This is a genomic window from Castellaniella sp., from assembly GCF_004321985.1.
GTDB lineage: Bacteria > Pseudomonadota > Gammaproteobacteria > Burkholderiales > Burkholderiaceae_B > Castellaniella.
The window spans coordinates 13,598-25,208 of sequence record NZ_SCQN01000034.1; the positions used below are offsets into that span (position 1 = coordinate 13,598).

An 11,611-nucleotide genomic window follows, 5' to 3' on the forward strand; every position below is an offset into this window, starting at 1 on the left:
GGCCGGAGTCCTGCAATGGGGAGCTTGAGTGATGAAAGTATTGATTGCCCGGATGAATCACGAGACGAACACGTTTTCTCCGGTACCGACTCCTTTGTCGTCCTTCGGCAATCACGGACCCGATTTCGGTGCGGATGCCTATCGGGCAAACAAGGGTGCGCCGACGGCCATGGGGGCCTTCATCGATCTGGCCGAGGGTTGGGGGGCGGAACTGGTGACGCCGGTCTCCGCCATGGCGAACCCCAGCGGACGCGTGGATGCCGGGGCCTATGACGCGATTTGCCAGTCCATTCTGGAGGCGGCGTCAGGGTGCGATGCGTTGTTGCTGGACTTGCATGGAGCCATGGTCGTCACGGATATCGATGATGGCGAGGGCGAATTGCTCGAGCAGCTGCGCCAGCGGTGCCTGGGTGTCCCGATCGTAGTGTCGCTGGATCTGCATGGCAATGTGACGGAGAAAATGATCGTCAACGCCGACATCGTCACTGGATTCAAGACTTACCCCCACCTCGACATGTATGAATCAGGCCGTCTGGCAGGCAGCATCTTCCAGGCCCGACGTGAGGGGCGCGCCACACCTGTCACAGCCTGGCGACGGGTACCGCTCATGAGCCATACGCTCAAGAGCGCCACAGCGTCGCCGGCCATGAAGGGAGCAGTGGATCGGGCCAAAGCCCTCGAGCGGCGCGACGATATTTATGCGGTGACCGTCATGGCGGGCTTCGCCCTGTCGGACATCCCGGCCCCCTGTGTGAGCGTCATCGTGGTGGGGAAGGACCATGCGACGGCGCAGGAGGCGGCCGATGGCCTTGCGCGCAGCATCTGGCAGCAACGTGAGGGATTCATTTACCAGAGCGCACCGCTGCGCGACTCCATCGCACGTGCAAAGGCCATCTCGAACGGCGCCGACCCCGGACCGACATCTGGCGGGACACCTTCAGGCCCCGTCCTGTTGCTGGATCACGGTGACAACTGCATGTCGGGCGGTACTTGTGACACCATGGATGTGCTGCAGGAAGCATTCGCCCAGGGTTTGCGGGGGATCGCGGTCGGCCCCATCTGCGACCCCGAGGCCGTCGAAACCCTGTATGCGGCGGGCCGTGGCGCTACCGTGACGCTTTCGCTTGGCAACAAGCGCGCAATTCCTGGGCGTACGGCGACACCTATGTCGCTGACCGGCCGGGTTGCCGCCCTGAGCAATGGCGAATACACGATGTCCGGTCCCATCTATCACGGCATGACGTTCTGCATGGGCCGGACGGCACGATTGAGCGTGGACGGCGCGGAGATCGTGGTCACCGAGCAGACGCAGGAAGGCTGGGATCTGGGGATCTTCACTTGCGTGGGACTGGACGCCAGGCGCAGCGACTTCATTCTGTTGAAGTCACGCATGTATTACCAGCCGGTGTTCTTGCCGCTCGCGCGCGGCTATGTGGAATGCGACAGTGGTGGCGTGACGAGCTCCGACTATGGCCTGTTCACTTACACCAAGATAAAGCGCCCGGTCTATCCGTTTGACAGGGACGCAGAACTGGGCTTCTGATGGTGTCTCGTGTGCGGGATGAGGCCGGCGCGTGGTCGCCCCATCCCGCACCACCTGGCGCCGCCGTACGCAGCATGGCGGCGGGGCTCCGGACCTACAGTACCGTCAGCTTGACGTCCACGTTGTTGCGCGTGGCGTTGGAGTATGGGCAGACGATGTGCGCCTTATTCACCAGGTCCTGCAGTTTGGCGTGGTCCACGCCGGGGGCGGAGATTTTCAGTTCCACAGCGATGCAGAAGCCCGTCGGGATGGGACCGAAGCCAACCGATCCGTCGATCTTGGTGCTGTCAGGCAGCTTCACGTTTTCCTTGCTGGCGACCAACTTCAGGGCGCCCAGAAAGCATGCGGAGTAGCCGCAGGCGAACAGTTGCTCGGGGTTGGTGCCCGGGCCGCCGTCGCCGCCCATTTCCTTGGGGACCGACAGATTGACCGACACGCGGCCGTCGGACGATTTGGCGCTGCCATCACGGCCGCCTGTGGCGGTGGCGTGGGCGGTATAGAGAACTTTTTCCAAAGTCATTGCGGACTCCTCGTGGTGCGAATAGGGGGATGTTGCCGGCACCACAGACGGCAGCGATCCGTTGACGGTGCGATCAGTCCCGCGCCGCCGTCGTTTCCGGTCGGGTTTGTGCGCCTCGCAGGTGCGCGCGCAGTGCTTCGAGCTCGGTCTTCAGTGTCTGTGCTTGTGTCGGGGCACAGCCCGTCGCGCACATGACGCCTCCTGGAATGTGCCGGGCCCGCGATTTCAGGGCATGGCCGGCCGGCGTCAGGGTGACCAGGACCTGGCGCTGGTCCTGCGCCGTGCGGTCGCGATGCAAGAGCCCCAGTGCCTGGAGGCGCTTCAGCAGGGGGGTCAGCGTGGCCGAATCCAGGTACAGGCGGTCGCCCAGCGCGGTGACGGTCAAGCCGTCACGTTCCCACAGCACCAGCATGACCAGGTACTGCGGGTAGGTCAGCCCCAGATCGTCGAGATAGCGCCGGTAGACCTTCCCCATGGCCAGATGCGCGGAATACAGCGCAAAGCAGAGCTGCGCGTCCAGCGTGAGGCTGGTGTCGCGAGGGGTCGAAGGTTCAGTGCTCGTCGTCGGCATAGATTTATTTTATATAGCATGCGATTTAATAGCAAGCTATATAAGTAGCTTGATGGTCCTGGAATAGGTGCACTGTCTTGCCTGGGCAGTCGGTGACACATTGGCCGGTTCCTTTTTCCCTCGTTGACATTAGGTGGCGGGTATGACAAAGTCGTAAAAAAGTTGTATTTTCCTGAATCACCCCATAAAGGTTACCCGATGGATGGAGTCAATGCCGCAGCGTTGCGGAGCGATGAGGCTTTTGATGTCGTGACGAGCGACGTGCTGGTTTTGGGCGGCGGCGTGGCCGGTTATCAGGCTGCCACTGTGGCCGCGCGCGCAGGTGCCTCGGTCCATCTCGTCGCGCGGGCGCGGGGGGCTTCACCCTTCATCCTCGGATTCAACGCAAGCCTTGCACAAGGCGCGCCGGGTGATTCCGCCGAGCAGTTCTACCAGGACACATTCGAAGGCGGCTACCGGCTGGGCGATCCCAGCCTGATACGGACGCTTGCCGAACAGGCATCCATCGCCTTCGACGAACTGCAGCACCTGGGTGTGTCGTTCGAGAGCCGGGATGGGCGGCCGGCGCTCCGCCATCTGTCCGGGTCACGTTTTCCGCGTTCCGTTTACGTGGCGAAGGGAACGGGAAACGCGATCTTGCGCGTTCTGGTTGGCGAAGCTAAGAAATCAGCCGTCACCGAGCACTCGGGGCTCAGGGTGCTGGCATTGTTGAAGCTGGATGGACGAGTCTGGGGTGCCCTGGCCGCGGATCCGCGCACCGGCAGGTCAACTGTGTTCCTGGCGGCGAACACGGTGCTGGCCATGGGTGGTATCGGTGGCATTTACGGGGATTCGACCTATCCGGTGGACGTGGAAGGCGGTTCTTACACGCTGGCGCTGGACGCCGGCGCGGTGCTGCGCGACATGGAGTTCGTGCAGTTCGAACCCACAGTGGTGGCGACTCCGCCAGGGGTGCGCGGTATGGAAATGCCCACGGCCATGCTGGGGGATGGCGCTGTGCTCAAGAACACGCTGGGTGAGCGCTTCATGTGCCGCTACCACCCGGACGGCTGCGAAAAGCAGATCGAGAAGGCGCGCATGGCGCTCTTCATCCAGAAAGAAATTGACGAAGGCCGGGGTACCCCGGAAGGTGCCGTCTACTTCGATGCAACGGTGCTCAGCCCCGATGTCTTGAATGGCTACGTGACGCATCGGCAACGTCTGCTCAAGGCCGGCGTCGATCCCCAGACCCAGCCCGTGCAGGTCCACCCAGCCGCTCACAGTCTGATGGGCGGGGTCCGCATCGATGCCCGGTGCCAGAGTGATGTCGCTGGCCTGCTGGTATGCGGGGAAGCCGCTGGCGGTTTGCACGGTGCCAGCCGTATCGCGGGCAATGGCGCAGCCGATGCCATCACTTTCGGCCGACTGGCTGGGCTATCAGCCTGCGCGGATGGGATGCATCCTGATGATGCCCGGCGAAATCAGGTGATGGATCTCGTGCGCCGCCTGCTGGACGGATCGGGCAACGCTGGCGAAGACGAAGGCATGGTGCAGGGGTATATCGACAGAGTCTCTACCGTCATGTCGACGGCCTTCGGGATCCGGCGCACAAGGAAGGCAATGGAGGAGGGTGTGCGCGTGCTGGAAGCGGTCTACGAGGAAGTACTCGTGCAATGGACAGGCTCGCCGTTTCATCCGCTGGCGCGCGCCCGCGGCGTCACGTTGGTGGCACTGGCAGTGGCGCGTTCCGCGCTGGCAAGGAACGAAAGCCGCGGAGCCCATTTCCGGACCGATTATCCCGAACGTGATGATGCGCACTACGGGCGGTCAAGTTTCGTACGCCTGGGCGAAAATGGACGAATTGTGCTGGATGCTGCCGGGTGACGCCCCCGCGTCACAGGGCGTTGTCGTGCTTGAGCAGGTCAATGGCGGCGGCTTGTACCCGGGCGCGATACGGTTTCGCCAGTCGTGACATCATCGGCAGCATTGGCCCCATGTCGGCGATGCCGGAGGCGGTCACCGCCTCATGCAGCACCGGGATGGGTCCCATCGCATCGCGGCAGTCTTCAAGGGGCAAATAAGCAGCACGTAGCTTTTCCGCGTCCTGGTAGCGGCCTTCTTGCAGCGCTTTCAGCAGAGCCATCGAGCCTCGAGGACCCACGCAGACGGAACCCGACGTGAAGCCTGGAAGCCCGAATTTGCGCATGTGCACGATGGCCGGCCGTTCGCCGATGCCGCTGATCACCAGTTGTCTGTCAATCGTGCTCAGCAGTCGTGTCAGGAACTCGTCCTGCTCGGGATTGTCGAGAACCACTGCGTACTTCACCGCCGCGATCCGCCCCTCGGCGACCAATGCCGCAATGTCGTCCGGCTGCAGCGTGTGCGTGTCCTTCACATAAGCAATCACGCGAAGGCCCGTTTCATCAGTGAAGCGCCGTATGCCCGTGGCGGTGCCTTCGCCAGTGGACGGAAACTTCAACGGCATCACCATGACGGTCGGGAATTTGCGGGACTTCAGAATGCGCGCCTCGGCCATGAGCTTGCCATAGTCAGGACCGACCGACGGGATCACCCAGGTGTCGGTACCCGCCAGCTCCTCGATCATGTCCAGGAGTTCGCCGTATTCCGCCACGTCGATGTTGTAAAGGTTGGCGTTGCCGCCGTAGAGCAAGGTGCGTACGCCGCCCGCTTCCATATGGTGTATCAACCGCTTGTTCGCTTCTCGGTTCAGCGAAAGGTCTTCATGCCGCGCGAGTGGCGGTACGGCAAGAACGGAGCGGGTGATGTCTGAGAGCGTGACGGGAGTGGTTTTCATGGCGTGGCCGATGACGCTCTGTTGGGCGTCGGTGAACGATTAAGGAATCTGAGCCCCGTTGCAAGAAGCGAAGCACCCTTTAAGAAGCGAAGCACCCTTTGCAAACGACGGTAGCGTGCTGTGAAGCGGTGGGGTGATTGTACTCCGAGCGGCCTAAGTTGTAAATTTGTCGTTCGAACGGCGCGATAAAGTTGTTATTTTCGCGTCTTTCTCGTCCGTTTCTGCCTCTGTGTCTGCTGGTGGCCGTCGGCTCTTCCATCAACCGGCCTGCGTCGTGTGGTGTCTGCCTCAGGCACCTGGGTCGGGTTCCACGCTGTCGGTCAGGAGCCGGGTGCGCGCGTTGTCGATGTGTTTGCGCATTTGCTCGCGCGCGGCGGATGGATCCTGTGCCTCGATGGCCTTATAAATAGCCAGGTGTTCCTTTTGAACCAGTTCGAGCCGCGCCAGATCCATCTGCAGTGAGAGGTTGCGCGCAACCGTCATGCCTGCGAAGATCAATGCGGATAGTGACTCCATGGTGGAGACGAACAGCTCGTTTTTGGTGGCGGCTGCGATGGCGGCGTGAAATTCGGCGTCCGAGCCGGTGGCCACCGTGCGCGAGGCCACGGCGTCGTCCATATCGCGCAGCGCGTCGCCCATCCGCTTCAGGTCCGCGCTCGTGCGGCGCCTTGCGGCAAGCCATGCCGCCTCGCCTTCAAGCGCGATCCGGTATTCGAAGCAGCGCACCAGGTCGGCCACGCCGCCAATGGGTGCGAAATCGAAGAATTCCTTTTTGGGCCGACGCTGGATGTAAGAGCCCGAGCCGTGGCGCGAGATGATGATTTCGTCGGAGCGCAGACGAAGCAGGGCCTGGCGCACGACCGGGCGTGATACGCCGAACTGTTTGGCGAGACGTTCTTCTGATGGAAGTTTGTAGCCCTCCTTCAGATCCTCGTGGGTGATCCAGGTCAGCAGGTCCTCGTAGAGCTTGTCGGCCAGCCTTCCGTGCATGACTGGAGTAGCAGAGGCGGCTGTCCCCTTTGCAGTGGGAGATTCCATGTTTTCTAGCATTCCATTTGATTGGCGTTGATATCCGCGGGCGGGCCACCCCTGTGGAACGCTGCCGTGTGGATGACATCGGTCGCATCAAGGCTGCGCTGGCGAAAATGGTTGCCTTTCTCTTCGATCACGAACTACACTCGTAAAAAAGTAGTAATAGAAAAAAGAACAGCATTTCTCGTGTTGTAACAATACATCGAAGTTTTCGCAAGGGTGTCCTGATGGCCGATCTACTGTGCGAACGTAAGGATAGTGCACTGATCCTGACGCTGAACCGCCCCGAGGTGATGAACGCACTTTCGAGCGAATTGGCGGCTGCATTGCAGGCTGCGGTCGAGAAGGTGCGCGACGACAACAGCGTTCGGACCATCATTCTTACGGGTGCCGGTGATCGCGCGTTTTGCGCCGGGATGGACCTGAAGCAGCGCAGCGCGCTCACGCCCGATCAGAAGTGGGCGCAAAGCCGCGCGGGCTGGCATCTGTACCAGAGCCTGATCAATTCGCCAAAAGCTGTCATCGCTGCCATCGGAGGCTGGTGCCTCGGGGGCGGCTTCGAGCTGGCACTGGCTTGCGATCTGCGCTATGCCGCTACTGACGCTCGCTTTGGATGGCCCGAGATGACGCTGGGTGCCTATCCGGGTGGAGGTGCGGCCATATTCCTCCCGCGCCTTATCGGCCGGGCGCGCGCCAAGGAGCTGTTTTTCACCGCGCGTCGCGTGGGTGCCGAAGAAGCGCTCGGTCTAGGAATTGTCCAGCATGTCGTCGCCCGGGATGAACTCATGAGTTACGTGCTCGGGGTCGCGCATGACATCGAAGCGACCAGCCCGCTTGGGCTGGCCGCGGTGAAGCGCTCGGTCAATGATGGGTCCGATCTGTCGATGGATGAGGCAGCCGCGCTTGACCAGCGACTGAGGCGCCCTCTGGAAAGTACCCATGATTACGAAGAAGGAATCCGGGCACACTTCGAGAAGCGAAAACCGGTGTTCAAAGGTGAGTAAGGAATACAGAGTGGACAGATTGTCTTCGAATCCCGCAGTTTCCAAGCCTCTCTCGGGTATTCGCGTCGTCGACTTTACCCGTGTCCTTGCCGGGCCGTACTGTGCGCAATTGCTCGGCGATCTGGGCGCGGATGTCGTCAAGGTGGAACTTCCGGAGGTCGGCGATCCGTTGCGTCATCAAGGACCGCCGTTCGTGCATGGCAACGGGATCAGCTTCTACGCGGCCAATCGCAACAAGCGTTCCATTGCGCTGGATCTCAAGTCCGACGAGGGCCGGCGCATCGCGAAAGACCTGTGCGGCAAGGCCGACGTCGTGCTCGAGAACTTCCGGCCGGGTGTCATGGACCATCTCGGTCTGGGGTACGAGACGCTGTCCCGCGACAACCCGCGTCTGATTTATGCCTCCATTTCGGGTTTCGGGGCAGATGGTCCTGATAGCGGCAGGCGGGCTTACGATCTGACCGTCCAGGCGATCGGCGGCTACATGAGCATCACCGGCCAGCGCGATGGCGAGCCCGTCAAGCTTGGGACTTCGGGTTTCGATGTGCTGGCCGGCACGAACTGTTATGCGGGGATTCTCGCAGCGCTTTTACAGCGCACCACGACGGGTCGGGGCCAGAGGATCGAGACCAGCCTGTTGGAGTCGCAAGTCGCCTTTCTGGTGGGTTCCGCACTCGAGTATTTGCTCACAGGGGTGGAGCCCGGCAAGTGGGGGTCGGAGCACCCACAGCAGGTCCCATACAAGGCCTTCAAGGCGGCTGATGGGTGGGTCGTCATCGCTGCTGGTTTCGAAAACCTTTACCCCGAATTTTGCAAAGTTCTGAATCGTGCGGATCTGGCCACGGATGCACGCTTCAGAACCATGGCTGATCGGGTCGAGAATCGCGAATTGTTATACGGCATTCTCGATGCGGAGGTGGCCAAGTTTCCGTCAAGCCGGATCCTCGCGGCGCTTGAGGCGGCTGGCGTGCCCTGCGCGCCCATCAACACCATGAAACAGGTGTTCTCCGATGCGCAGGTGCTGCATCGGGACATGAAGCAGGTACTGCGGCATCCGCAGTATGGCGAGGTCTCGTCGCTGGGCGCAGCCGTGAAGTTCTCCGCGTTCGACGTGACATCCGACTGGCGGGCGCCACCCATGGTGGGGGAGCACACCGCCGACGTTCTTCGCGACTGGCTAGGCGTGGAGGCGCCGCCCGTAGGGAAATAAGACATAGACGCTGGCGTCCGTCGGGACTCCCGGTGCAAAACCTTGACGCGGCAAAACCTGGCCGCGTCGACATAAGGAGGATGACAAAATGAAACGCACGAATGAAACGGGGTATCGGGCCGGTGTCGGTTTCGGCGGGTCGAGCCGACGGCAGTTCCTGACGGCGCTGGGTATGGGCGCCGCGGGGCTCGGGATTCCATTGATCATGACCCCGCGCATGGCGTTTGCACAAGCCGTTGACAATACGCCGCCCGACATGGAGGCCGCTCGCAAAGAAGGGCCCTTGCTGCTCTGGCACGGCGACCAGGAAGCCGACGTCGTCAAGTTCACCAAGCTCTTCACGGAGAAGACAGGTATCCAGGTGAACCAGCAGCGCTTGCTACCGGGAGCGGCGTGGCCCAAGCTGAACGCGGAACTGCGTGCCGGGAAGGTCGACGTCGATGTCTACGATACCTCCGACCCTGGCACCATGGACAAGATGCGTCAGCAAGGGCATCTGCTGCGCTATGAACCCCCCGGGCTGGATGCCTTCGATCAGCGCGCGCTCAGCAATCCGCGCGGCTACTGGGCGACCTATTTCATCAATGTCGGGCCGATGATGTATGACCCGCGCTATGTGAAGAAGGACGAGGCGCCCAAAACATTCGTCGACCTCTTGAATCCACGCTGGAAAAACGGGATCGGCTTTCAGAACGCGGCGGCCGGCACGTCTTATGCAACGTGGTTCGTGTTGCGCAATATCCTCGCCAAGGACTATTGGACCAAGCTCGCCGCGCAGAAACCGAGAGGATATGCGTCTTCGACACAGATCATGAGCGACATGCATCGCGGTGACATCAAGGTAGGCGGGCGCGTGAGCATCTTCCAGTACCTGAAGTCCAAGCGGAGCAATCTGCCTGTCGAGTTGGTTTTTCCGTCGGAGGGGACTCCGTCCGTGAATGAGGTGACCGCGATCTTCAAGATGACGAAGCGTCCCAATGCGGCCAAAGCCTATGTCAACTATCTGCTTTCTGCAGAAGGACAGAAGGCTTGGAACGAGATCCAGGGGTCATATTCGGCGCGCAGCGATGTCGATATCGCCGGTCTGCCGCCCATTTCGTCGATCAAGGTACTGTTTCCAACGCCGGACGAGTTCGAGGCGTTTGGTTCGCAGAAGCTCCACGCGGAGTATCTGAAGGTCTGGAACGACATGGTGGGGCTGTAGGCCGGTCATGGCTGTTGTCAACCTGCCTGCGCGAGCCGGTCCTCTCGTCCGCAGCCGGGCCCGGGGTGGTTTTTCGATCAGGGTCTGGCTGCCCCTGGCATTCATACTGGCGTGTCTGGGTTACCCGCTGTTCCTGCTGTTTACCAGCGCGTTCAATGTGGGTGACCCGCAGGCCCTTCCTGCGACGGAATACGGCCTGGCGAATTTCGCCGAGTTGGGGCGGCATCTGGACTGGATCGGCAACACCCTTCTGGTCGCATCCATTGGCACGGTCATCGCGATTGCCATTGCAGTCGTGCTGGCCTGGATACTGTACCGGACAACGGTGCCCGGGCAGCGCGTGTTCGAGGTGCTGATTTCCCTGCCGTATCCCTTGGGGCCGCTGGTCGGCGCGCTGGCGTGGAGTGCACTCGCTTCGCCGGGTGATGGAATCCTGAACCAGGTCTACCGGGGGCTCACCGGTGCCACGGACCCGTTGTTCAACATCTACACGGTGCCGGGCATCATCTTCGTCATGGCCATTTTCGAGGCGCCTGTCGCGGTCCTCATGATAGGCGCGGCCATGCAGCGAATGGATTCGTCGCTGGAGGAATCATCCGCCATTTTTGGCGCCGGCCGGTTCCATACGGCGGTGCGCATCACGCTCCCGCTGCTTCTGCCTGCGATCCTGAGTGCGGCCTTGTTCGTCTTCACCTCCATGATGGGTGCGTTCGCGATTCCCACCATGCTTGGAACCAACGCCCGGTTCTACGTGGCAACGACGGCCATCTATGTGATGTTCCAGAGCTACCCGCCAAACTATCCGCTGGCGGCGGCGATCGGTGTCGTGCTCATTGCCATTGCCGCACTGGGCGTGTGGCTCTACACGCGGGCCGTGAAGTCGCGCAGCTTTGCCGTGGTGAGCGGCAAGACCTATCGTCCGCGACGCCTGGACATGCGCGGCTGGACGCCGTTGCTGATGGGGATTGAGTGCCTCTACGTGCTGGTGGCGCTGGTGCTGCCTATTGGCGTACTGCTGATCGCGTCGCTGCAGAGCAGCGGCGACCTCTCGCTCAGCCCGTCGCACTGGACGCTCAGCAACTTCCACTACGTGCTGATCGATTTTCCCACGACGCGGGAGGCGATCGGCAACAGCTTGCTGCTGGGCCTGGGTACCGGTACGCTGGGCGTTGCGCTGGCCACTGTGATTGCCTGGACGGTGTACCGGTCGCACAGTGCGGGGCGTCAGTTGCTCGAACAGGTGACGATGCTGCCGCAGGCGTTCCCACGCCTCATTTTCGCGTTCGGGTTCCTGTGGATGGTGCTTTCGCTGCCCATCCCGTTGTATGGGACGTTGTGGGCCGTGCTGCTTGCTTATCTGATCGTGTTTCTGCCGCTGGCGTATCGGGGCATGAGCGGGGTCATCGTGCAAATTGACCGCTCGCTGGAAGAGGCGGCGCGTGTGGAAGGCGCGAGCTGGTCCAGGATGATGCGCACCATCACCATGCCGTTGCTCAAGGCCGGGATCGTCGCAAACTGGGCGCTGCTTTTCATGATTTCAGTGCGTGAGGTGAGTGCTTCCCTGTTCCTGTCGGGGCCCGGGACGCAGGTGCTTGGCCCGGCCATCTTCAGTTTCTGGGATTCGGGCGGTCTGCCGAAGGTGAGCGCGCTGGCGGTCGTCCAGGCCGGCATCATCATGATCTGTCTGATTGCTGTGCGCCGCCTCAGTGGCGGCCGGTCTCAAGCCTGAGTCG

The 11,611-nt window shown here is 61.7% G+C and carries 11 protein-coding genes; 6 read left to right on the forward strand and 5 right to left on the reverse strand.

The window, feature by feature from the left end; translation table 11 throughout:
* Positions 1-31: 31 nt before the first annotated feature.
* Complete coding sequence (locus EPN31_RS06985; RefSeq protein ID WP_291771112.1) at positions 32-1,543, forward strand: M81 family metallopeptidase; 1,512 nt, start codon at positions 32-34, stop codon at positions 1,541-1,543.
* Positions 1,544-1,637: 94 nt separating this feature from the next.
* Here EPN31_RS06985 and EPN31_RS06990 read toward each other — a convergent pair whose 3' ends face one another.
* A complete protein-coding gene (locus EPN31_RS06990; protein WP_291771115.1) occupies positions 1,638-2,063 on the reverse strand; it encodes an organic hydroperoxide resistance protein in 426 nt (141 codons plus the stop codon).
* A 73-nt stretch (positions 2,064-2,136) separates the two neighbouring features.
* Positions 2,137-2,634: a MarR family winged helix-turn-helix transcriptional regulator gene (locus tag EPN31_RS06995; protein WP_291771117.1), complete on the reverse strand. Its 498-nt coding sequence runs from the start codon at positions 2,632-2,634 to the stop codon at positions 2,137-2,139.
* A gap of 198 nt (positions 2,635-2,832) precedes the next feature.
* On the opposite strand from EPN31_RS06995, the gene EPN31_RS07000 reads away from it, so the two are divergent.
* Positions 2,833-4,497, forward strand: a complete 1,665-nt coding sequence (locus EPN31_RS07000) for an FAD-binding protein (protein WP_291771120.1) — start codon at positions 2,833-2,835, stop codon at positions 4,495-4,497.
* A gap of 10 nt (positions 4,498-4,507) precedes the next feature.
* On the opposite strand, the gene EPN31_RS07005 is transcribed toward EPN31_RS07000, so the two are convergent.
* From EPN31_RS07005 to EPN31_RS07015, 3 genes are all read right to left on the reverse strand, one after another.
* Positions 4,508-5,428 carry a dihydrodipicolinate synthase family protein gene (locus EPN31_RS07005; protein ID WP_291771123.1) on the reverse strand — a complete coding sequence of 307 codons (921 nt, stop codon included), beginning with the start codon at positions 5,426-5,428 and terminating at the stop codon, positions 4,508-4,510.
* Positions 5,429-5,716: 288 nt separating this feature from the next.
* Complete coding sequence (locus tag EPN31_RS07010; protein WP_291771126.1) at positions 5,717-6,466, reverse strand: FadR/GntR family transcriptional regulator; 750 nt, start codon at positions 6,464-6,466, stop codon at positions 5,717-5,719.
* Between the two features lie 5 nt (positions 6,467-6,471).
* Positions 6,472-6,597 (reverse strand): hypothetical protein, encoded by a 126-nt coding sequence (locus EPN31_RS07015; RefSeq protein WP_291771129.1) that lies wholly within the window; start codon positions 6,595-6,597, stop codon positions 6,472-6,474.
* 90 nt (positions 6,598-6,687) lie between these two features.
* Between EPN31_RS07015 and EPN31_RS07020 the strand changes: the two genes are divergently transcribed.
* From EPN31_RS07020 to EPN31_RS07035, 4 genes are all read left to right on the forward strand, one after another.
* A complete protein-coding gene (locus tag EPN31_RS07020; RefSeq protein ID WP_291771132.1) occupies positions 6,688-7,464 on the forward strand; it encodes an enoyl-CoA hydratase-related protein in 777 nt (258 codons plus the stop codon).
* Positions 7,465-7,474: 10 nt separating this feature from the next.
* The gene (locus EPN31_RS07025) at positions 7,475-8,674 is read left to right on the forward strand and encodes a CaiB/BaiF CoA-transferase family protein (RefSeq protein ID WP_291771135.1); all 1,200 of its coding nucleotides are present in this window, start codon (positions 7,475-7,477) and stop codon (positions 8,672-8,674) included.
* Between the two features lie 88 nt (positions 8,675-8,762).
* Positions 8,763-9,878 carry an extracellular solute-binding protein gene (locus EPN31_RS07030; RefSeq protein WP_291771137.1) on the forward strand — a complete coding sequence of 372 codons (1,116 nt, stop codon included), beginning with the start codon at positions 8,763-8,765 and terminating at the stop codon, positions 9,876-9,878.
* Between the two features lie 7 nt (positions 9,879-9,885).
* A complete protein-coding gene (locus tag EPN31_RS07035) occupies positions 9,886-11,607 on the forward strand; it encodes an iron ABC transporter permease (protein ID WP_291771140.1) in 1,722 nt (573 codons plus the stop codon).
* Positions 11,608-11,611: the final 4 nt, after the last annotated feature.